24 protein-coding genes are annotated in these 21,521 nt (G+C 64.5%); 12 read left to right on the plus strand and 12 right to left on the minus strand.

Annotated features, from left to right (window positions below):
• Positions 1 to 3 precede the first annotated feature (3 nt).
• Positions 4 to 864 (minus strand): phytanoyl-CoA dioxygenase family protein, encoded by an 861-nt coding sequence (locus A5779_RS08345; protein ID WP_064880763.1) that lies wholly within the window; start codon positions 862 to 864, stop codon positions 4 to 6.
• A gap of 315 nt (positions 865 to 1,179) precedes the next feature.
• Between A5779_RS08345 and A5779_RS08355 the strand changes: the two genes are divergently transcribed.
• From A5779_RS08355 to A5779_RS08370, 4 genes are read left to right on the plus strand one after another with little or no spacing between them, the layout of a single operon-like run.
• Positions 1,180 to 2,730 carry a flavin-containing monooxygenase gene (locus A5779_RS08355; protein WP_064880767.1) on the plus strand — a complete coding sequence of 517 codons (1,551 nt, stop codon included), beginning with the start codon at positions 1,180 to 1,182 and terminating at the stop codon, positions 2,728 to 2,730.
• Positions 2,727 to 3,797, plus strand: a complete 1,071-nt coding sequence (locus A5779_RS08360) for an alpha/beta hydrolase (protein WP_064880769.1) — start codon at positions 2,727 to 2,729, stop codon at positions 3,795 to 3,797. The genes A5779_RS08355 and A5779_RS08360 overlap by 4 nt, the downstream gene beginning before the upstream one ends.
• A 2-nt stretch (positions 3,798 to 3,799) precedes the next feature.
• Positions 3,800 to 4,516, plus strand: coding sequence for a hypothetical protein (locus tag A5779_RS08365; protein WP_064880771.1), 717 nt, complete (start codon positions 3,800 to 3,802; stop codon positions 4,514 to 4,516).
• A gap of 18 nt (positions 4,517 to 4,534) precedes the next feature.
• Positions 4,535 to 4,795 carry a hypothetical protein gene (locus A5779_RS08370; RefSeq protein ID WP_064880774.1) on the plus strand — a complete coding sequence of 87 codons (261 nt, stop codon included), beginning with the start codon at positions 4,535 to 4,537 and terminating at the stop codon, positions 4,793 to 4,795.
• A gap of 23 nt (positions 4,796 to 4,818) precedes the next feature.
• Here the strand turns inward: A5779_RS08370 and A5779_RS08375 are convergent, their stop codons facing one another.
• Positions 4,819 to 5,385 carry a metallophosphoesterase family protein gene (locus A5779_RS08375; protein ID WP_064880776.1) on the minus strand — a complete coding sequence of 189 codons (567 nt, stop codon included), beginning with the start codon at positions 5,383 to 5,385 and terminating at the stop codon, positions 4,819 to 4,821.
• 54 nt (positions 5,386 to 5,439) lie between these two features.
• The gene (locus A5779_RS33995; protein WP_165609179.1) at positions 5,440 to 5,604 is read right to left on the minus strand and encodes a hypothetical protein; all 165 of its coding nucleotides are present in this window, start codon (positions 5,602 to 5,604) and stop codon (positions 5,440 to 5,442) included.
• A gap of 137 nt (positions 5,605 to 5,741) precedes the next feature.
• Here A5779_RS33995 and A5779_RS08385 point away from each other — a divergent pair, with 137 nt between their 5' ends.
• Positions 5,742 to 6,632: a hypothetical protein gene (locus A5779_RS08385; protein ID WP_064880780.1), complete on the plus strand. Its 891-nt coding sequence runs from the start codon at positions 5,742 to 5,744 to the stop codon at positions 6,630 to 6,632.
• Between the two features lie 86 nt (positions 6,633 to 6,718).
• Here A5779_RS08385 and A5779_RS32860 read toward each other — a convergent pair whose 3' ends face one another.
• The 5 genes from A5779_RS32860 to A5779_RS08405 form a co-directional block, all read right to left on the minus strand.
• Positions 6,719 to 7,507, minus strand: a complete 789-nt coding sequence (locus A5779_RS32860) for an NUMOD3 domain-containing DNA-binding protein (RefSeq protein WP_165609757.1) — start codon at positions 7,505 to 7,507, stop codon at positions 6,719 to 6,721.
• A 26-nt stretch (positions 7,508 to 7,533) separates the two neighbouring features.
• On the minus strand, positions 7,534 to 9,651 hold the full coding sequence (nrdE, locus tag A5779_RS08390; RefSeq protein WP_207549047.1) for a class 1b ribonucleoside-diphosphate reductase subunit alpha: 2,118 nt from the start codon (positions 9,649 to 9,651) through the stop codon (positions 7,534 to 7,536).
• A gap of 17 nt (positions 9,652 to 9,668) precedes the next feature.
• Complete coding sequence (nrdI, locus tag A5779_RS08395; RefSeq protein ID WP_055112586.1) at positions 9,669 to 10,121, minus strand: class Ib ribonucleoside-diphosphate reductase assembly flavoprotein NrdI; 453 nt, start codon at positions 10,119 to 10,121, stop codon at positions 9,669 to 9,671.
• 40 nt (positions 10,122 to 10,161) lie between these two features.
• The gene (locus A5779_RS08400; protein ID WP_055112584.1) at positions 10,162 to 10,401 is read right to left on the minus strand and encodes a redoxin NrdH; all 240 of its coding nucleotides are present in this window, start codon (positions 10,399 to 10,401) and stop codon (positions 10,162 to 10,164) included.
• A 502-nt stretch (positions 10,402 to 10,903) separates the two neighbouring features.
• Positions 10,904 to 11,446, minus strand: a complete 543-nt coding sequence (locus A5779_RS08405) for an NAD(P)H-dependent oxidoreductase (protein WP_055119915.1) — start codon at positions 11,444 to 11,446, stop codon at positions 10,904 to 10,906.
• Positions 11,447 to 11,536: 90 nt separating this feature from the next.
• Here A5779_RS08405 and A5779_RS08410 point away from each other — a divergent pair, with 90 nt between their 5' ends.
• Genes A5779_RS08410 through A5779_RS08420 form a run of 3 tightly spaced genes read left to right on the plus strand, consistent with a single transcriptional unit; the run spans position 11,537 to position 14,412 of the window.
• Positions 11,537 to 12,154 (plus strand): TetR/AcrR family transcriptional regulator, encoded by a 618-nt coding sequence (locus A5779_RS08410; RefSeq protein WP_082941589.1) that lies wholly within the window; start codon positions 11,537 to 11,539, stop codon positions 12,152 to 12,154.
• 4 nt (positions 12,155 to 12,158) lie between these two features.
• A complete protein-coding gene (locus tag A5779_RS08415) occupies positions 12,159 to 13,223 on the plus strand; it encodes a DNA polymerase IV (protein WP_064880784.1) in 1,065 nt (354 codons plus the stop codon).
• Positions 13,224 to 13,233: 10 nt separating this feature from the next.
• On the plus strand, positions 13,234 to 14,412 hold the full coding sequence (locus tag A5779_RS08420; protein ID WP_064880786.1) for an AAA family ATPase: 1,179 nt from the start codon (positions 13,234 to 13,236) through the stop codon (positions 14,410 to 14,412).
• Here the strand turns inward: A5779_RS08420 and A5779_RS08425 are convergent.
• The gene (locus A5779_RS08425; protein WP_064880788.1) at positions 14,409 to 15,290 is read right to left on the minus strand and encodes an SDR family oxidoreductase; all 882 of its coding nucleotides are present in this window, start codon (positions 15,288 to 15,290) and stop codon (positions 14,409 to 14,411) included. The genes A5779_RS08420 and A5779_RS08425 overlap by 4 nt on opposite strands.
• A gap of 22 nt (positions 15,291 to 15,312) precedes the next feature.
• Positions 15,313 to 15,966, minus strand: a complete 654-nt coding sequence (locus tag A5779_RS08430; protein WP_064880790.1) for a TetR/AcrR family transcriptional regulator — start codon at positions 15,964 to 15,966, stop codon at positions 15,313 to 15,315.
• Positions 15,967 to 16,094: 128 nt separating this feature from the next.
• Here A5779_RS08430 and A5779_RS08435 point away from each other — a divergent pair, with 128 nt between their 5' ends.
• From A5779_RS08435 to A5779_RS08445, 3 genes are all read left to right on the plus strand, one after another.
• Positions 16,095 to 17,576 (plus strand): cytochrome P450, encoded by a 1,482-nt coding sequence (locus tag A5779_RS08435; protein WP_064880791.1) that lies wholly within the window; start codon positions 16,095 to 16,097, stop codon positions 17,574 to 17,576.
• Between the two features lie 97 nt (positions 17,577 to 17,673).
• Entirely contained in the window at positions 17,674 to 18,153 is a 480-nt protein-coding gene (locus tag A5779_RS08440) for a MarR family winged helix-turn-helix transcriptional regulator (protein WP_064880793.1), read from the plus strand.
• Positions 18,154 to 18,250: 97 nt separating this feature from the next.
• Complete coding sequence (locus tag A5779_RS08445) at positions 18,251 to 18,916, plus strand: nitroreductase (protein WP_207549048.1); 666 nt, start codon at positions 18,251 to 18,253, stop codon at positions 18,914 to 18,916.
• A gap of 5 nt (positions 18,917 to 18,921) precedes the next feature.
• On the opposite strand, the gene A5779_RS08450 is transcribed toward A5779_RS08445, so the two are convergent.
• Positions 18,922 to 19,416: a 2-isopropylmalate synthase gene (locus A5779_RS08450; RefSeq protein ID WP_064880796.1), complete on the minus strand. Its 495-nt coding sequence runs from the start codon at positions 19,414 to 19,416 to the stop codon at positions 18,922 to 18,924.
• A 192-nt stretch (positions 19,417 to 19,608) separates the two neighbouring features.
• On the opposite strand from A5779_RS08450, the gene A5779_RS08455 reads away from it, so the two are divergent.
• Positions 19,609 to 20,370: a sulfite exporter TauE/SafE family protein gene (locus tag A5779_RS08455; RefSeq protein WP_064880798.1), complete on the plus strand. Its 762-nt coding sequence runs from the start codon at positions 19,609 to 19,611 to the stop codon at positions 20,368 to 20,370.
• A 78-nt stretch (positions 20,371 to 20,448) separates the two neighbouring features.
• Here A5779_RS08455 and A5779_RS08460 read toward each other — a convergent pair whose 3' ends face one another.
• Positions 20,449 to 21,513: a phosphotransferase family protein gene (locus A5779_RS08460; RefSeq protein ID WP_064880800.1), complete on the minus strand. Its 1,065-nt coding sequence runs from the start codon at positions 21,511 to 21,513 to the stop codon at positions 20,449 to 20,451.
• Positions 21,514 to 21,521 lie beyond the last annotated feature (8 nt).

Raw genomic sequence — 21,521 nt, forward strand, 5'->3', positions numbered from 1 at the left:
CCGCTACAGGCCGAGGTGGTCGGCGAGTTCGCGGTAGTCGACCATCCAGAGTCCGGGCGAGCCGGCGGGGTACTGAGAGCGGAAGCCAAGGATGCGCTGGACGCGCTCCGGCAGGGTCTTCACCACGTCACGATCGACGAGGAACGGGTACGCCTCCTCCCCGACCAGGAAGCCCGGGTTGAACGCGAAAGACACCGCGCGGCGGTACTGATCGGTGGTGACGTTGGCACCGCCGCCGTGGGCGGTCTTGCCGCTGAAGAACAGGGCGTCGCCGGCCTTCATCACAGCGGGCACCGTCTGCTCCGGGGTGCCGCGGTCCTGGAAGTCGGGCCACTTGTGGCTGCCCGGGATGACGCGGGTCGCGCCATTCTCCTCGGTGAAGTCCGTGAGGGCGATGAGGAAGTTGAGGGTGATCTCGGGGCCGGAGGGGCCCATGCCGACAAAGGGGAACCAGTTCTCGAGGTCGCGGTGCAGGTACTGCGCGCGGTTGCCGGGGCCGATCTCGATGACCTGGGCGGTGGTCATCCAGTAGGTGCCGGACTCCTCGAGGAATGTCGCATCACATAGGGCGTGGACCAGGTCGTGGTCGATGATCTCGTTGCGGAAGACCGGGCTGTGGGTGACCAGATTGGTGAGGCGCTTGGTGTTGGCACCGTGGAACTCGTTGACGATCTCGAGTTCGTGCTTGCCGCCGGCGGTCAGCGCGGCGAGGGGGGACTCGATCTCCGCATTGAATCGGGCAACCTGATCTGGCGTGAGCAGTCCTTCGATGATCACGCCGCCGTCGCGCTCGACGATGGCACGGATGTCGGCGAGGTCCGCGGTACTGCGGATGCATTGGATGGCCGAATCAACTGTTGTCATGGTGATTTCCGTTCCTGTTGGAGCCGACGGCACCGCCGGCCTCCGTGGTGTGAATGAAGGTGTGCCGTCGCGAACGATGGCGCAGTTCCCACCATCGCGGCTGCGGGTCGCGGCCACCATCCGCACCTCACACCGTCTGTGCACCGACGACGGTGCACATCGCACCGGGCCTGCATGTCTGGTCTGCATGTGTGTGCGATTTCCACCGGCTCCGGCCGCAGAACGCTGAGATTCGGTGTAGTGCGCACTACGCCCGTCCCGGCAGCCTGAGGCACATCGCACAGTGCCGGGTTCGGCGCAGGAAGGAATCGACAGATGAGCAGCTCGGCAAGCGGCCCGGAGTACTTCGACGTCGTGATCATCGGGGCAGGCATCTCGGGAATCGGTGCCGCGGCCTACCTCACCCGCGAGTTCCCGAAGAAGAAGATTGCGGTGTTGGAGGGACGCGCTGCAATCGGTGGTACGTGGGACCTGTTCCGCTACCCGGGAATTCGGTCCGACTCGGACCTCCACACGTTCGCGTACGAATTCAAGAGCTGGCGCCACGAGAACGCGATCGCGGACGCGCCGCTGATTCTCGACTACCTCAAGGAAACCGTCGACGAGTTCCGTCTCGACGACATCATCAGGTACCGGCACAACGTCGTGGCCGCCGCCTGGTCGAGCGACGACGCCGAATGGGTGCTGACCGTCGAGGTCACCGCCCCCGACGGCGCGGTACGCAGCCAGGTGATCAAGGCGGGATGGGTCTACGCCGGCACGGGCTACTACCGGTACGACGAGGCGTACACCCCGCAGTTCGAGGGCAGAGACGACTTCGAAGGCGACATCGTGCACCCGCAGTTCTGGCCCGAGGGCTATGACTACTCCGGCAAGAATGTCGTCGTAATCGGGAGCGGCGCGACCGCGATCACGCTGATCCCGTCTCTGCTCAAGGGCGATACCGCCGCCGAGCACGTCACCATGCTGCAGCGCACGCCGACGTACATCCTGTCGATGGCACGCATCGATGCCTTGAGCCTCAAGCTCACTCGACTCCTCGGGGAGCGTCGCGGCTATCTCGCGACCCGGTGGAAGAACGTGTTGATCGATTGGCTGGTCGTCGAGCTGATGACCAGGTTCCCCAAGACCGCGCGTCGGGTCATCCGCCACCTGAACATGAAACAACTACCACCGGGATTCGACGTGGACCGCCACTTCAACCCTCCCTACGACCCCTGGGACCAACGCCTGTGTCTGGCCCCCGACGGCGACTTCTTCGCGTCGATCCGCGACGGCCGGGCATCGGTCGTAACCGATCGGATCCGCCGGTTCACCAAGCAGGGAATCGAGCTCGAGTCAGGCAGGCAGCTGCCGGCCGACCTCATCGTCACGGCGACCGGTCTGAACATGCGCCTGTTCGGAGGCATCGATCTCACCGTCGACGGACGACCGGTCGACGTGTCCAGCAGTGTGGTCTACCGAGGGTTCCTGCTGTCGGACGTACCGAACTGGATGATGGCGATCGGTTACACCAAATCGTCGTGGACACTGAAGATCTCGCTGCTCGGCAAGAGTCTCATCGAGCTGCTCCGCTACATGGACACCCACGGGTACGACACCGTCGCTCCTCACGCGGCCGAGGGCATCGGCACCAGGTCGGTCCTCGACCTGGACGCTGGATACATGCGACGTGCGCAGCGCGCCCTGCCACTTCAGGGCGAAGCGATGCCGTGGCAGGTGAGGAACGTGTTCCTCGAAGACCGGAAGATGTACCGGGGATCGATCATCGACGACAATCTCCGCTTCAGCTCACGACTGGAACGGGAACTGGACGGTGGCGGCCCCGCAGTAAACCGCGCAGCGTCCGGACGAGCGACCTCATGACAGCGATCACCGCCCCACCTACGGCCCCGGACACCACCCGCCTGACCAGCGCCGAGCGGATCCAGCGCGCACTGTTCACCGCCCTGGGCCGAATTCCGAAGACAGTTCTCCGCCGGCTCGTCCCACCGACCGTCAACTCGGATGGTGACGTGATGGAGCCGGAGATCGCACTGCTCATGCGGTTCGCCGCCGGGGCACCGGATTTCAGCGACGGTACGGTCGCCGATGCCCGAGCCATCATGGAGGCCGACTGCAGAGTATTCGCGGACCAGGGCGCGAATGCCGACGTGGACCGCGGGATTGTCCTGCCCAGCGGAATTCGGGCCAGCCTCTATCGCCCGACAACACGGTCCCACGGGCTGGTGTTGTTCCTGCACGGCGGTGGTTTCGTTCTCGGAAGTCGCCGAGCATACGACTCCCCTGCCCGGTTGATCGCGGCCCGCGCCGGGGTCAACGTGCTGTCGATCGAGTATCGACTGGCCCCTGAGGCCCCTTTCCCGGCTCCCGTCGACGACGCCTGGGAGGCATGGCGATTCGCCGTCGATCACTGCGCCGACTGGGGCATCGACCCGGCACGCATCGTGTTGCTCGGCGACAGCGCCGGCGCGAATCTGTGCGCGGTGCTATCGAATCAACTGCAGGGCCAGGTACTTCGGCCGAGGATGCAGGTACTGATGTACCCGTTTATCGACGCCGTGGGTGGGTACCGTTCGCGCGACGAGTTCGCCGACAACCCCGCGCTCACCGGCAAGCAGATCGAGTGGTTGGGTGAGCTTTACGTGCCCAACGACCGCGACCGCGCCGACCCGCGGGTGTCACCGATTCGTGCCGAAGATCTCTCCCAGGCGCCGGCGACGCTGATCACCGTCGCCGGTTTCGATCCCTTGCGGGACGAGGCGATCGCCTACGCCCTGCGACTCAGAGACTCTGGAGTCCCGACCCGGTTGCTCCGAGAAGGCGGCCTCGTGCACGGGTATCTGTCCATGACGCAGATCAGCCCGGCGGCACGCGATGCGGTCGACCGCGTCGCCGCCGCGATCAGCCGCGCCGTGGCTTCCGAAAGGTAAAAGTGAACTCTTCCGCGATGGCGCTGCTCCTGCTCGCCGACCTCTGCATGCTCGCCGCCGGGTTGTACTACGGCGTGAAATTTCTTCGCCACCACCACAATCTGCTGCTCGGGATCGAGTGGCTCGTGATCGGACTGTCGGGGACGAACGTGCTGTTGCTGGCCGCCAGCGGGGTCGCGCATTCGAGTTTCAGCTATCACCTCATGGTGTTCTTCGACGCATTCTCACGTTCGTTCGGCATGACCCTGATCATCGTGCTCGGGATGATGGCAGTCACTCGCGGTTACCGGCCCTCGTGGGTGGTGGAGGTTGGTGCCGTTGCGGCGGCGGTCGCGGTGGGGTTGAACCGCGCACTCGATGTGCGGCCGGTCGAGTTCGGGTGGGCGATCTTCTATCTCGTGATGAATGTCGGAGTGGCACTGTTCATGTCGGCAGTTGCCGTTCGCGTGTGGCGGATCGGTCAGCGGCGGCAAGCCGCGTGGGTCTTCGTGGCGACGGCCCTCGGGGCGTTCGTGGCGGTGATCTATGACTTCGTCCACATTCCGGGTGACGACGCCGAACACACGCTGTTCTACATCCTCGCGATGTCGGTCTGGGCGCTGATGCTCGTGACCTACTACCACGGGTACAACGTGCTCGCGGTTCACGAGCAGACACGAACAACCGCCAAAACTCGCCACCTGAATGCACTGCGTGCCGAGCACGCCCGCGAGAGCTGACTCGGGCAAACTTCGGACATGGACGAGACGCCACGGGCCACGTACGCAGTCGACAGCGACGACCCGCAATACGCCGGCACGATCTACACCCTGCACGAGTTCGATGACGGCTCGGTACTGGTGTCTCTCGAATACGCCGACGGCAGCGCCCTCGAAGCGGGCTACCTCTACGCGGAGGAGATCGACGGCCTCAGCGAGAGTGAGTTGCTTGCGGAAATCGACCAGGCGATCCGGGCCGCCGGCCTACCCTCGCGCGGCGATACCGTGACACCCAGCTGACCGAACCTCATGGGGACGAGGCGTCACCGCTGCATCTCCGCAGCGATCTCCTCGGCCGACGCCGGCTGCCGATCCCACGCCTCCAGCGACACGCAGATCGATCGCTTTCCCGACCGTGGCTCATCGGAGTGGGTGTGTCCGTGGATCAACCACATCCCGAGGTTCGGCAACTGATATTGATCGAAGTCTCTGCGCGAGAGCCTGTCCGGGACGTCGACGTACGGGAAGTGGCTGAGCATCACGCCCTCTCCACCCACCTTCGTCCGCGCCACCTGCTGCACGCTCGCGAACACCGCGGCGTAGGCGGCGAAATGCTTCTGAGCGCCCCGGTACATCGGATGCACCGGATCGTGATTGCCGGTCACGAGGTGCATCGGTACGTGCAATGTGCTCAGCTGCGCCAGAGCTGATTCCATCGACGCCACCCCACCGGCGCAGATGTCACCGAGCACCCACAACGTGTCCTGTTTCGGATCGAGCCGGTACAGCGGCGCCATCACCGCGGCGTCGTGCGCTACCACCGTGTCGAACCCGCGCAAGCCCGCCAGCTTCGGGTGCGCGAGGTGCAGGTCGGCGGTGAAAAAGTCCACACGCGGACGGTAGCGGGCGGACCCGACACGTCGCGACCGAGTTTTGTCCCTCTGCTAGCGGTCGAACATGTCGCTGACGCGATCGAAGAAGCGATCCATGCGCTGTTCCAGTCGAGTCCCTTTCCCCCACTTCTCCCATGCGTAGATCAGACCGAATATGGCGGCGACGATCGCGAGCACCAGAGCGGTGACAAGGACGGCCTCGACGGTTGTCGACATCGGAACATGATCTCCGACACCGTCGCTGAACACCATCCGCCGACCTGGTATCTGCGTCAGACTCCCTTGCTGCCGGGACCGGCACCCCCACCCGAATTGCCTTACTGACGCATCTGTCGGTGGGGCATGATGGCGCGATGAACTCGCGGTGGTGGAGGCTGTTCGATCGGACGCTGTACCAGCTGCGCTGGATCGGTCCGCCCGCATATCTGGGGCTTGCCCTCTACATGGGCTGGATCGGGATTGAGTTCATTTCGGACGCCACCCTATCCACCCAGCTACTCGGGTGGGGATTTCTAGCGATTGGTCTCTGGTCCTTGCGACAGTCCTACAAGGAGTTTCGAGAGGCTCGGGATGCCGAGCCGCCAGCGTGGCTACCCGACCTACCCGACCCGGACCAGGCCGATAGGCCCGCGTGGCGGCACCCGCTCACACCGGAGCTACGGGAACAACTACTGACGACGTTCGCCTTGCTGGTAGCTGCCGGGATCCTCGACCCTGACGAGGTGCCCGATGACGAGATCGTCGAGTGCGCCGAACACATGGACGTGTTCGAGGACATGGACATTTACTCCGTGATGAGGGTTCTGGAAATGCTGGGGGACGAACGGGACCCACCGCTTCGCCACCTGGCATTCTTCACCACCCATGCGGAGTTCTACGAGGACGATGCGTTCGGGATCGTGCGCGAGTTTGCCCGCATCAGCGGGTATGACGGTCCGTTGCGCCAGATCCGGTGCGATATGACCGGCGATTGGCAGAGTCCCAGCTTGAACCCCGTCCCTAACGCCGTCATCGAATTCGAGATGGGCAAGGCCCGATACTCGCTGCCCTTCACCACGTACGCCAAGTACCTGCCCGACGGGCTGATCGAACAATTGGCACCGATCTTCGCCCCGCCCGAAAGTGCGGGACGTTTCTATGTCTCGTGGGTCGTCGACGATATGGACATCACATTTACAACCCCGGCCAAGATCGACGAGTTCAACGCCGCCCTTGGACCGGAACCGTCCTGGGTGCCGATCTGATGGGTGTCTCAACTAGGCGATATGCTTGAACTCACGATCACGTAACTTCTTTCCGAAAAGCCGTGACTACAAATGTGTCTGGTGAATCATCGACATGGATCAGCTTCGCGAGACAGTCCAATCTCTTCATCGTCGCGGCAGTGTTGGCAGGTGTCCTTGAAGACACCCTTGTTCGTATGATGACGTGTGTGAGCACTGCGTCGACTCGACGGCATGGGGCGGCCTTTCCGAACGGATGACATCTTGGCACGCGTTTCTTCGCTCGCGGTGCGGCCAAAGTTCGGATTTCCGGCGCCCTTACGCATTTCGGACAGATTGGCCCTGGCCTCTTCCGACATCACATGACCGAAACTGGGATGGTCAGCCCCGAATTTCCCGTAGTTCGGATTGTCAGCGCCAACGTTGGTCCCCTTGCGCTCCGCGGACCATTTCGCTCGTTGCTCGGCGGAGTGCTTCCGCTGATAGAACGGATTCTCCTCGCCAAATCGACTGGGAACCTTACGTCCGGTCGATCGGATCCTCGCAGCCTCTCGCATCTCCGGCGTCCATTCCACGCCCGTCGGTCCAAGGCCGCCGTCTGCCAGGTTCAACAACGAATGCCCCTCCTGCCGGAGAAGAACTATCCAGGCAATCTCGGCCTCTCCAAGCTCGTCGAGCCCGTCCGCCCAGTCCAGCGGAACTGCAACGACGTTGTCGCGATCCTGCTTGCGTAGCCAGTCGTAAAACGGCGTCTTCCGCCCAGCGGCAGCAACTTTGAAGTGTTGCCGAAGCCGAACGTGCGCAGTTTTCGTCGTAAGACCTACATAGCGATACCCAACCTCCGACCGGAGCCTGACACCATAGATCAGGCCACCGGTCGGAGGTTCAGCGATCACGAAAGGCCGCTGTCAGCGACGCTTCGTCACAACATGCAGCTGACGCAATTTTCAACCTCAGTGCCTTGCAGCGCCATCTGACGCAACCGGATGTAGTAGAGCGTCTTGATTCCCTTGCGCCAGGCGTAGATCTGCGCTTTGTTGACCTCGCGGGTGTCGGCGGTGTCCTTGAAGAACAACGTCAGCGAAAGACCCTGATCCACGTGCTGGGTGGCCGCAGCGTAGGTGTCGATGATCTTCTGGTACCCGATCTCATACGCGTCCTGGTAATACTCCAGGTTGTCGTTGGTCAGATAGGGCGCCGGGTAGTAGACCCGACCGATCTTGCCTTCCTTACGGATCTCGATCTTCGATGCCACCGGGTGGATCGAGGATGTCGAGTGGTTGATGTACGAGATCGACCCGGTCGGCGGGACGGCCTGCAGGTTCTGGTTGTAGATGCCGTGCTTCTGCACCGACTCCTTCAACTGCTTCCAGTCGTCCTGCGTCGGGATGTGGATCTCCGCATCGGCGAAGATCTGCCGGACCTTGTCGGTGGCCGGCTCCCACACCTGATCGGTGTACTTGTCGAAGAACTCCCCCGACGCGTACTTCGAGTCCTCGAACCCACCGAAGCTCGTACCGCGTTCGATCGCAATCAGATTCGATGCCCGCAATGCGTGGAACAGCACGGTGTAGAAGTAGATGTTGGTGAAGTCGATGCCTTCTTCGGAGCCGTAGTGGATCCGCTCACGGGCCAGATACCCGTGCAGGTTCATCTGCCCCAGGCCGATCGCGTGCGAGCTGTTGTTGCCCTGCTCGATCGACGGCACCGACCAGATGTGGGTCTGATCGCTCACCGCGGTCAGGGCCCGGATCGCCACCTCGATGGACTGCGCGAAGTCCGGTGAATCCATCGTCTTGGCGATGTTCATCGACCCGAGGTTGCACGAGATGTCCTTGCCCACCTTGGAGTAGGACAGATCGTCGTTGAACTCCGAGGCGGTCGAGACCTGAAGGATCTCCGAGCAGAGGTTGGAGTGGGTGATCTTGCCGGCGATCGGGTTCGCCCGGTTCACCGTGTCCTCGTACATGATGTACGGGTAGCCCGACTCGAACTGCAGCTCGGCCAGCGTCTGGAAGAACTCGCGCGCCTTGATCTTCGTCTTGCGGATGCGCGCGTCGTCGACCATCTCGTAGTACTTCTCGGTCACCGAGATGTCGGCGAACGGGACGCCGTAGACCTTCTCCACGTCGTACGGCGAGAAGAGGTACATGTCCTCGTTCTTCTTGGCCAACTCGAAGGTGATGTCCGGGATCACGACACCGAGCGAGAGCGTCTTGATCCGGATCTTCTCGTCGGCGTTCTCACGCTTGGTGTCGAGGAACCGGTAGATGTCGGGGTGGTGCGCGTGCAGGTACACCGCACCGGCACCCTGGCGGGCGCCGAGCTGGTTGGCGTAGGAGAACGAGTCCTCCAGCAGCTTCATGATCGGGATGACGCCCGAGCTCTGGTTCTCGATGTTCTTGATCGGGGCGCCGTGCTCACGAATGTTGGTCAGCAGCAAGGCGACTCCGCCGCCGCGCTTGGACAGCTGCAGGGCCGAGTTGATCGAGCGCCCGATGGACTCCATGTTGTCCTCGATGCGCAGCAGGAAGCAGGACACCGGCTCGCCGCGCTGCTTCTTGCCCGAGTTGAGGAACGTCGGGGTGGCCGGCTGGAAGCGGCCGTCGATGATCTCGTCGACGAGCTTCTCTGCCAGCACCGTGTCACCGGCAGCCAGGGTCAGCGCCACCATGACGACGCGATCTTCGAAACGCTCGAGGTAGCGCTTCCCGTCGAAGGTCTTGAGCGTGTAGGAGGTGTAGTACTTGAACGCACCGAGGAAGGTCGGGAACCGGAACTTCTTGGCGTAGGCCCGATCGAGCAGGCTCTTGACGAAGTTGCGGCTGTACTGATCGAGCACCTCGCGCTCGTAGTACTCCTTCTCGATCAGGTAATCGAGCTTCTCGTCCTGACTGTGGAAGAACACCGTGTTCTGGTTGACGTGCTGCAGGAAGTACTCCCGCGCAGCCCGCACATCCTTGTCGAACTGAATCTTGCCGTCTGCGTCGTACAGATTCAGCATCGCGTTGAGCGCGTGGTAATCAGTCTCTCCGGGCAGGGTGTGCCCGGGAGCGGTTACAGGCTCTGCAGCTGTGACGGTTGGTGGCACGTCTGGTCCTTCCAAAAGTCTTTCAACCCCGCACGGACAGCCTCGACATCGTCCGGGGTTCCCATGAGTTCGAAGCGATACAGGTACGGCACGCCGCATTTGCGCGAGACAACATTGCCCGCGTACGCGAACTCCGCACCGAAGTTGTTGTTGCCCGCGGCGATGACGCCGCGGATCAACGACCGGTTGTGTTCATTGTTCAGAAAGGCGATGACCTGCTTGGGGACGTAGCCACCGTTGTCGATGTCGGGAGTGGCACGGCCGCCGCCGTAGGTGGGCAGGACCAGAACGTAGGGCTCGTCCACCTCGATGCGGCCATGCAGCGGGATCCGGGTGACGCGATCTTCGGGCCATCCCAGCTTCTGGACGAAGCGGTGGGTGTTCTCCGAGACGCTGGAGAAGTAGACGAGATGGCTCATCGTGTCCTCCGTCCTTCCCCCGTGGTGGTGATGCCTTCCGTTACGCGGTCGCCGCGACCGTGCTCAGTGCCTTGATCCGATCGGGACGGAAGCCCGACCAGTGGTCGTTACCGGCCACCACAACGGGGGCCTGCAGGTACCCGAGTGCCATGACGTAGTCACGGGCCTCGCTGTCGAGGGTGATGTCGACCTTCTCGAACTCGATGCCCTGCTTCTCCAACGCCTTGTAGGTGGCGTTGCACTGCACGCATGCGGGCTTGGTGTACACGGTGACGGTCATCTTCGGTACGGCTCCTCTTGCGGAAAGTGAAAAAACTAGACAGGTGACTGGCAACTGATCGGGTCTTACGTTTCGCTTAAGTTCAGCGACCTTCGGGCCGCCAAAATTCCTGCCGGTCGAAGCCGCTCTCCGGCTGGTCTTGAAACCGACTCGGCCGGATTCGCTGCGCTCCGGCCGGCTCCCGAACTGTGGTGGCCTGTCGGTCTCACAGACACTACACCTAGTGGCCGACAGTTCGAAGCCATACAACATGTTCTGAATAACATTTCTGAAATTCCCTGGTCGTAAGCTTGCCAGCAACCACGTTCACGGCGTGTCGTACCCGACTTGACAGACCGTGTCGCGCCGCGGCCCTAGATGTACCACCAGCCACCGACAAGTCTGGCCGCCACACAGCGCGAGGCCCCCTAATAGCAAAGCCGCCGGCCGGGTCGGAACGACCCAGCCGGCGGCAAGATTTTGCCGGAAAGCGGCGCAAACGGCAAAACGCGAAGACGACCCCTCAACCGACCTCGGTTGTGAGCTTGCTCACAATGTCGCGCAGCGTCTCTGCCACCTCGGCGTTCTCCCTGGGGTGCTTACCGTCGAGCGATTTGGACGGCACCGACAGCTTCAGATCTTCGACCACGCGCGGCCCGGCGATGCCGAAGGATTTACGAGTCTCGTCGTGCGCCCACACACCGCCGTACTGCCCGAGCGCCGCCCCGACGACCGCCAGCGGCTTGTCCTTGAGGGCGCCGTTGCCGAACGGGCGCGACAGCCAATCGATGGCGTTCTTCAACACACCGGGGATGCTGCCGTTGTATTCGGGGGTGACGACGAGCGCGGCGTCGGCGTCGCCGGCCGCCGCCCGCAGGGCCACCACCGGCTCGGCCACCTCGGCGGTGTCGATGTCCTCGTTATAGAAGGGCAGCTCCCCCAGCCGATCGAAGATGCGCAGCTCCACTCCGTCGGGCGCCTGCTCCACCGCCAGTTCGGCGATCTGCCGGTTGACCGACGCCGCCCGCAAGCTCCCTACCAACACCAGCACCTTGATATCGGCCATGTTCACGCTCCTTTTGTTCGACTCGCTCGATTCTCGCAACGATCAACCGGACTGTGGTCCGATTAATTCCGGCTGAGTTAAAGTTCAGTGGTGGCAGCCTCCGACCGCCCGACCCGGCTCATGGGCATCGACCCGGCGCCACAGGAACGCGGCCCAGGGCGTGTCGACGCCGCCCGGAACCGCGCCCTCATTCTCGACGCCGCGCGCCGGCTCATCGCCGAACGCGGCCCCGACGCGGTCAGTACCGACGATATCGCGGTCGAGGCCGGCGTCGGGAAAGGAACGGTGTTCCGCAGGTTCGGCAGCCGGGCCGGTCTGATGATGGTGCTGCTCGACGAGGACGAGACCGCCGAGCAGGACGCCTTCATGTTCGGCCCACCCCCGCTGGGACCCGGCGCACCGCCGTTGGAACGGCTGCTGGCCTACGGCGCGGATCGCCTCCGATTCGTCCACAGTCATCGGGCGCTGCTGTCGGACGCCATCCGTGATCCCGCGCTGCGCTTCTCGGGCCCGTTCACGCTGCACCGCACCCATGTCCGAATGCTGCTCGAAACCGCCGGCACCACAGGTGATCTCGATGCCCAAACCGATGCCCTGATCGCACTTCTGAACCCCGACTATCTGGAGCACCAGCTGTCCGCCGGGCGCAGCCTCGACCACCTGACGACTGCCTGGCAGGACACCGCCCGCAAGTTGTGCGGCCACTAGCACCATGACCGCCTGGGTGCTGCATGTCGACCTGGACCAGTTTCTGGCCTCGGTCGAGTTGCGGCGCCACCCTGAACTCCAAGGCCTGCCGGTCATCGTCGGCGGCAGCGGCGATCCCACCGAGCCCCGCAAGGTGGTCACCTGCGCGTCATACGAGGCGCGTGAATTCGGGGTGCACGCCGGGATGCCGCTGCGCACCGCGGCGCGCAGGTGCCCGGACGCCACCTTCCTGCCGTCGGACCCCGATGCCTACGACGCGGCCTCCGAACAGGTCATGGGTCTGCTGCGCGATCTCGGCCACCCGCTGGAGGTGTGGGGCTGGGACGAGGCCTATCTGGGCGCCGACGTCAACGACCCGGTCGAGTTGGCCGAGCGGATCCGCACGGTGATCGCCGCCGAGACCGGCTTGTCCTGCTCGGTGGGTATCAGCGACAACAAGCAACGCGCGAAGGTGGCGACCGGCCTGGCCAAACCTGCGGGCGTCTACCTGCTCACCGAGACCAACTGGATGTCGGTGATGGGTGACCGTCCGACCGATGCGCTGTGGGGAGTCGGTCCCAAGACCACCAAAAAGCTTGCCGCGCTGGGTATCACCACGGTGGCCGATCTGGCCGCCACCGATGCCACAGTGCTCACCTCGGCCTTCGGGCCCAGTACCGGGCTGTGGATCCTGTTGCTGGCCAAGGGCGGCGGCGATACCGAGGTGAGCTCCGAGCCCTGGGTTCCACGGTCACGCAGCCACGTCATCACCTTCGCCGAGGACCTCACCGAGCGCGGTGAGATGGACGACGCGATCCGCGCGTTGACCCGACGGACCCTCGACGAGGTGGTGGAACAGGGCCGAATCGTCACTCGGGTGGCCGTCACGGTGCGTACCAGCACCTTCTACACCCGCACCAAGATCCGCAAGCTGGCCACACCGAGCACCGACGCCGACGCGATCACCGACACCGCGCTGGCGGTGTTCGACCAGTTCGAGCTGGACCGACCGATCCGGCTGTTGGGTGTTCGGCTGGAACTGTCCATGGACGGGATTCCCACCGGCCCGGTTGTCACAGCAGACCAATAGCCTCGAACCCATGCTGCAGACCATCGCTGTTCGGGGCTACCGCTCGCTGCGGGAGGTGATCCTGCCGCTGACCGAGCTCACCGTGGTCACCGGCGCCAACGGCACCGGAAAGTCCTCCATCTATCGGGCGCTGAGGCTACTGGCGGACTGTGGGCGGGGCCAGGTGATCGGCTCACTGGCCCGCGAGGGCGGCCTGCAGTCGGTCTTGTGGGCGGGCCCCGAACAACCGAACGAGCAGACCCAGGGCACTGTCCGGACCCGCCCGGTTTCACTCGAACTCGGCTTCTCCGCAGACGATTTCGGTTACCTGGTGGATCTGGGCCTGCCGCAGATGGCCGGGTCGGGTGGTGAGCCGTCAGCTTTCGCCCAGGATCCCGAGATCAAACGTGAGGTGGTCTTCGCCGGGCCGGTGCTGCGTCCGGCCTCGACGCTGGTGAGCCGCACCCGTGAGTACGCCGAGGTGGCCGCGCAATCGGGCCGGGGTTTCGATGAGCTGACCCGCTCGTTGCCTTCCTACCGCAGCGTGCTCGCCGAATACGCACACCCGGACGCGCTGCCGGAACTGTCGGCCGTCTCGGACCGGTTGCGTGACTGGCGGTTCTACGACGGGTTCCGGGTCGATGCCGCCGCACCTGCCCGCCAACCCCACGTGGGTACGCGCACCCCGGTGCTCTCCGACGACGGCTCGGATCTGGCCGCGGCGGTTCAGACGATCATCGAGACGACTTTCGACGATCTGGCCCGTGCAGTGGCCGACGCATTCGACGGGGCCACCATCTCGGTGGCGGTCAACGACGGGCTGTTCGATCTGCAGCTGCGTCAGCGCGGCATGCTGCGGCCGTTACGCGCGGCCGAATTATCGGACGGCACACTGCGTTTCCTACTCTGGGCAACGGCACTGGCCAGCCCCCGTCCCCCATCACTCATGGTGCTCAACGAACCGGAGACCTCGCTGCATCCCGATCTGGTCCGGCCGCTGGCCGCCCTCATCACGTCCGCAGCCAAACAGTCCCAGGTGGTCGTGGTGACGCATTCGCGCGCTCTACTGGACTTCCTGGAGACCACGCCGGCGGCCGATGAGCAGCGGAGCACCGCGATCGAGATAGAGCTCTACAAGCAATGGGGTGAGACGAAGGTGGACGGGTTCGGCATGCTCAACACCCCCTCGTGGCACTGGGGAAAACGCTAGCGCTGCACGGACTTCGGCCGTAGTGCCCGACTGAAGAGCACATTGACCTGCCGCATGGCCACACTGTAGGGCCACCACGCGATGCGCTTGAAGGCGTACAGGGCGCGGATGTCGACCGACGTGTAGATCAAAAACCGGTTGCGCGTCATCCCGGCCAGGATCTTGTCGGCCGCCTTCTCCGCCGAGATGGCGTGGCCGGCGAACCGGTCCACCCATTTCTGCACATTCGGATCTTCCCGGTCCACACCGGCGATCTGAACCGTCTGGACCAGACCGGTTTTCACTGCTCCCGGCACCACCACCGACACCCCGATACGGTGCCGCGCCAGGTCGAAACGCAGCACTTCACTCAGTCCGCGCAGCCCGTACTTGCTCGCGCTGTATGCGCTGTGCCAGGGCAGCGCCACGATACCGGCGGCCGAGGACACGTTCACCAGGTGCCCGCCGCGGCGAGCCTGCACCATCGGCGGCAGGAAAGTCTCGATCACGTGGATCGGCCCCATCAGGTTGACGTCGATCATCGAGCGCCAGTGTTGGTGGGTGAGTTGGTCGACGGTCCCCCAGGCCGATACCCCCGCGATGTTCATGACCACGTCCATCGACGCATGTGCGGCGTGGATGTCGGCGCCGAATGCCGCCACCTGGTCGTAGTCGGAGATGTCCAGCGCTCTGTGCGCGGGCACCTCGGCGCCGAGCGCCTTGGCGTCGGCGACGGTCTGGGCCAACCCGACCTCATCGCGGTCGGTCAGGTACAACTCGGCACCCCGGGCCGCCAGAGCAAGGGCGGTAGCCCGTCCGATGCCGCTGGCTGCGCCGGTGATCAAGCACTTTTTCCCCGAAAAGTCCGCCCGGGCGTTACCCGCGGTATCACTCCCCATAGCGGTGACCTTACCTGTGGCGCTAAGCGGCCTGGCCGCCCCACAGTGCGTTGAGCCACAGTCGCTCGACCACGTCGAGCGCACGAGCCGGGTCGGTTCCCCGCCCGACGAAGGCGGAGTCGTGCGAAAGCGTCATCGCCGTGGTCGCGACCAGGGTGCGGACCAGGGCTGGGAGGTCGTCCGAGATCGGACGGGCACCGGCGTCTTGTTCGACCAGGCCCACGATCTGGTCGATCACGGCGTCCTCGTAGTCGTTCATCAAGTCCCGGATCTGGGCGTCGGTGTTCTGCGCGACGGTGCAGGCCGACATGATCGGATCGTTGGTGGCGAACACGGTGGCCGCGCTTCCGACCATCCGCTTGGCGAAGGCGGCAGGAGTTTCACCGGCGTCGCGGGGCGCGTAATTGTGGGTCAACGCAGCGAGTTGTTCCATCGCGTCGGACACGATCACTGCCAGCACCGCGTACTTCGAATCGAAGTAGAAGTAGAAGCCCGACCGGGCCACCCCGGCGCGTTCACTGATGGTGCTCACCGACAAATCGGCAAACGACTGCTCCTCGAGCAGTTCCCGCACAGCCGTCACGATGGCCTCGCGTTGCCGGTCACCACGGCTGCGACGGGCCTGCGGACGCCCGGTGGAGCCATTGCTGCTCCCCGGTATCGATTCGGCGGTCATGGCATTAGACCTTTGCATCCACGACGCGCCTGTTCAAAACTTGACATGCGTCAAGTCTGACAGTCAGGATGGCCTCAAGTGGTGACATCGACCACACTTCGTCGGACTTTGTTGGTCAGGAGCGGCCCATGACAACCATCAGCACCCCGCATTACCTGCTCGATCAGGCCAAGCGTCGGTTCACCCCGACGCCCAACACGTTGCCGGGAATGGGCGCGCTGGAAAAGCGCCTCAAGGCCAAGGAGTGGGACCAGTTCGTCTTCGCCGAACCGCCCGCCGGCAGCGGCCTCAAGCCGATCATGGGCGACTCCGGTTTGCCGATCATCGGCCACATGATCGAGATCTTCCGTGGCGGTCCCGACTTCATCCTGGAGCAGTACCGCAAGAACGGCCCGCTCTACTACGCGCAGTCCCCCGCCCTGTCCTCGGTGATGGCGCTCGGTCCCGACGCCACCCAGGCGGTCTTCTCCAACCGCAACAAGGACTTCTCCCAGCGCGCCTGGGATCCGGTGATCGGCCCGTTCTTCGAAGGCGGCCTGATGCTGCTCGACTTCGACGAGCACATGTTCCATCGCCGGATCATGCAGGAGGCGTTCACCCGCACCAGGCTGACCGGCTACATCTCGCACATCGACTCGGTCGCCTCGGCCGTGTTGGCGAATGACTGGGTGGCCAACGACCCTCGGTTCCTGTTCCACCCGGCGATCAAGGAACTCACGCTCGACATCGCCTCCGAGGTGTTCATGGGCGTCCCCGCGGGCACCGACCGCGCGCTGGTCACCACGATCAACAACGCGTTCACCACCACCACGCGGGCGGGCAACGCGATCGTGCGGACATCGGTGCCGCCGCTGAAATGGTGGCGCGGCATCCAGGCCCGCAAGACCCTCGAGGACTACTTCGCCAGCCGCATCGGCGAGAAGCGCCAGTCGGAGAGCACCGACATGTTCAGCGTGCTGTGTCACTCCGCCGACGAGGACGGCCAGACCTTCACCGACGACCAGATCATCAGCCACATGATCTTCCTGATGATGGCCGCGCATGACACGTCGACCTCGACGATGACGACAATGGCCTATCACCTGGCGGCCAATCCCGAATGGCAGGAACGCCTGCGCGACGATTCCGCGCGCATCGGCGACGGACCGTTGGACTTCGAGTCGCTGGACAAGCTGGAAACCTACGACCTGGTGATCAACGAGTCACTGCGGATGATGACGCCGCTGCCGTTCAATTTCCGCGAGGCCGTGCGCGACACCGAGCTGCTGGGCTACTTCATCCCGGCCGGCACGAGCGTGGTCACGTGGCCGTCGATCAACCACCGGCTGCCTGAGCTGTGGACCGACCCGGACAAGTTCGACCCGGACCGCTTCGCCGAGCCGCGCAGCGAGCACAAGAGTCACCGGTATGCGTTCGCGCCGTTCGGCGGCGGCGCCCACAAGTGCATCGGCATGGTGTTCGGCCAGTTGGAGATCAAGACCGTGATGCACCGGCTGCTGCGCCGCTACAAGCTGGAGCTCGCCAGCCCGGGCTATCAGCCGCGCTACGACTACGGCGGCATGCCGGTCCCGATCGACGGCATGCCGATCGTGCTGCGCCCGCTGCACTGAGGCATTTCGACGGCCCATTGGCCAGTTGTTTCACGCGTCCGACGTATCGCCGTGCAACAACTGGCCATTCGGCGTTCCAGGCGTCTAACGTCGCGACATGACCGCCGACGAAGTCAAGGAGGCATCGACGCCACGCGCGACCGATCGCGCCGGCGATACCTCGCCGTTCGCCCTCGGATTGCTGCTGAGGCGGGCCCACTGGCATGCGTCGGCCGTGATGTCGGAGGCACTTGCACCCCTCGGCATCGAGATGCGCCATTTCGCGGTCCTGCTCGAGCTCGTCAATCACGGCCCGATAGAACAACGGGATCTCGTAGAGGCCACCGGGTCCGACAAGTCGGCGATCATGCGAGTCATCGACGACCTGGAACACAAGGGTCTGGCGGTGCGCAAACCGGTTCCGGGTGACCGGCGGGTGCGGGCGGTTGAGGTCACCCCGAAAGGCCTGGAGCTTTTCGATGCCGCACATGTGGCGGCACGGCCGCTGGCCGAACGCCTGGTCGCCGCGATGCCGCCAGGCGACGTCGACCAACTGAAAGAACTCCTCATCCGGCTGAGCCCGCCACCGGAGCCGTAGTCAACCTCACGCAACCACACCGGGAATAATTCGTGCCAAGATCGTCTTGAATGAGATAGTCGCAAACGCGACAATCTATCCGGGAGGGCACGCCATGATTGACGTCTACGACGCGGTCACCAGCCGACGGGCGGTACGCGGATTCACTGATCAGCCCGTCCCCACCGAGGTTCTACAGCGTGTGCTGACGGCAGCCGCCTGGTCACCGTCCGGCTCGAACATCCAGCCCTGGCACATCTACGTGGTAACCGGAGCTCCGCTGGCCGAGCTCAAGAAACGGGCCACTGAACGCGTGGCCAACGGCGAGCCCTGGGACGAGCGGGAGTACGAGATGTACCCCACCGACATGAAAGCGCTCTACGGCGACCGTCGCGCGGCCTTCGGCAAGGAGCGCTACAGCGCCCTCGGCATTGTCCGCGACGACTGGGATGGCCGCCAACGCGCCGCGATCGCCAACTGGGACTGCTTCGGCGCGCCGGCCGCGCTGTTCTGCTACATCGACCGTGATCTGGGCCCCGCACAGTGGGCGGATCTCGGGATGTACCTGCAGACCGTCATGCTGCTGCTACGTGCCGAGGGACTTCACAGCTGTCCTCAGATGGCGTGGTCTCAAGTCCGCGGCACCGTCGCCGACGTCCTGTCCCCTCCGCCTGAACTAATCCTGTTCTGCGGCATGTCCATTGGCTATGAGGACCCCACCGTCCCCTACGTTCGGACCGGCCGCGCGCCACTGGACGAAACGGTCACCGTCGTCGACGGCTAACTCGCTCAGGCCGCCATCAGCCGGTTGGCGCAGGCGATCACCGCGGACAGGGCCGACTGCACCGGGTCGTCGGACAGTCCCACGGCCCATCGGCGGTGCAGGCCGTCGCAGCCTTCGATGAAGGTGGCGGTCTGTCCCGCGGCGGGCAGTTGGTGAAACGAGGTGGTCTCGACGCTGACGCCGCGGTCATGCAGCATCGCGGTCAGTGCCGCCACCGGCCCACTGGCCGCCATGGTCGAGGTGGCGATTTCGTCGCCGATGGCAAGCGTCGCCCGGTAGCTGCGGGCCTGCGGGCCGAGGCGACTGCCTGTCGAGCGCTCATCGGCGCAACTGAAGTGCCCAAGTCGCAGTGGGCCCGCCGACGGCGAATATTCGCCCAGGAACTGCTCCCAGGATGTCGATTCGCCCGCATCGCGGAGGTCGCGCGGCAACGGGGTGGAGAAGTGGGCCGAGAATGACATCGGATCACCCGATTGCGGTGCCTGTGAAGTGAGATACATGTGCCGGTCTTCTCTTGCTCAGAGGAAGTGACCGACGAAGTAGCGAACGACCCACAGCGGGGGGTCGGTCTGATCAGACCCCGCTGCGGGTTGCTACTACAAGTCGCCTTGGCACGTTGGCGATGCTAGACGCACCCTGTCCGGTCACGCAAACACTTTCCGACTACGTAGTCTCGGCGGGGTGGATGGCTCATGAGCGTCGGTGAGATCGTCCTGCTCGTGGTGGCCGGTATCGGCGGCGGACTCACCGGCAGCATCGCGGGGCTGGCCTCGGTGGCCACCTATCCCGCTCTCCTGCTGATCGGATTGCCTCCGGTCACCGCGAATGTGACCAACACCGTGGCGTTGGTGTTCAACGGCGTGGGTTCGGTGCTGGGGTCCCGGCCCGAGCTCGCCGGGCAGCGAGCCTGGATCAAGCGGATCATCCCGATCGCCATTGCCGGCGGGGCGGTCGGCGCGGCACTGCTGCTGTGCACCCCGGCCGAGGGCTTCGAGAGGGTGGTCCCGTTCCTGCTGGCGTTCGCGTCGGTGGCGATCCTGCTGCCGCGTGGTCGTCAGCGGGAGACGCGGGTGGCCAACCATCGCGACCATCGGATCAAGGTCGCCCTGGAAGCCGGGGCGATCTTCTTGATCACGATCTACGGCGGCTATTTCGGCGCGGCGGCCGGCGTGCTGCTGCTGGCCCTGCTGCTGCGTACCGGAGGTGCGTCGCTGGCACATGCCAATGCCGCCAAGAACGTGATACTCGGTGTCGCCAATGCGGTTGCTGCGGTCGCGTTCATCGTGGTGGCGCCGGTGTACTGGCCGGCGGTGGTGCCGTTGGGCGCCGGGTGTCTGATCGGCTCACGGCTGGGCCCGGTGATCGTGCGGCATGCGCCGGCCACCCCGCTGCGGTTCCTGATCGGCGCGGCGGGCGTGGCCCTTGCCGTCAAGCTCGCGCTGGACACATACTGATTTTCTAGCGCGAGCAGGCACGTAGGTACCCGAGAACGCGCAATTCCGGGTACCGCCGCGTCTGCTCGCCGAAGAAGCTCAGCCGAACGGGTTGTCCCCCTTGGCGACCCGCGTTCCCAGGGTCAGCAGGTTCTCCGCCGAAGCGTGCAGTTGTTCACCGGCGTCACGGCTGGCCCGGCCGGCCAGGTATCGCGACCAGGTGCCCTCGATGACGATCCCGAGCTTGAAACAGGCCAGCGCCACATACCAATCCAGCCGGTCGGTCTGTCGGCCTCCGGCCGCCCGGTACGCCTCGATCAGTTCACTACGGTGAGCCAGTCCGCCGAGCGCGGCCAGTGCCGAGCCCGCGTTGATCGGATTGGGATCGTCGGGCCAGCACACGAGCATCCACCCGAGATCGAGCAGCGGATCGCCGATCGTGCACATCTCCCAATCGATGAACGCAGCCAGTTCAGGGGTCTCCCGGCGCAGCAGGACGTTGTTGAGATGCGCGTCGCCGTGCATGATCCCGGGTTCGGCGTCGGGCGGGCGGTTGTCCTCCAGCCACTGCGCCAGATCACCCACGCCCGTCAACGACTCGGGTGAGTAGTGCTCGTGGCGGTAGCTGTCGAGCAGTCCCAGGAACTGCGGAACCTGGCGGGCCAGAAATGATCCCGGCCGGCGGATCGCGGCGAGCTCGCTGTTCTCCCAGGCGACATTGCCCAGCTCCGCCAGACTCCCGGCGTAGGACAGCCCGACCCGATAGCGCAGGTCGGCGTCGTCGCGGTAGGCGTCACTCACCTCTGTGCCGGGGTTGAACCCGTCGACCTCTTCCATCAGGTAGAACACCACGCCGATCACGTCGAGATCGGTGCAGGCGGCGATGAATCCCGGATGCGGTACCGCCGATCCGGCCAGCGTCCGCAGTACGGCGATCTCCCGCAGCATGGTCTTGTCGCTCGTCGGGCGTGGGTGTAATGGAGGACGCCGCAAGACCATTCGACGACCGTCGACGCACATGCCCACCACGATGTTCTGGGTTCCGCCGGTCAGCGGGGCCACGTCGGTCAGCGTCGTGCCGATCCGCTGCTCTCGCAGCCAGCGCCCGATGGCGTCTTGATCGGCGGCACTGAGCGTCGGTAATTCCTGTACGTCGTCGGGCATGCAGCCAT

It is taken from the genome of Mycolicibacterium peregrinum (genome assembly GCF_001665625.1).
Taxonomy (GTDB): domain Bacteria; phylum Actinomycetota; class Actinomycetes; order Mycobacteriales; family Mycobacteriaceae; genus Mycobacterium; species Mycobacterium peregrinum_B.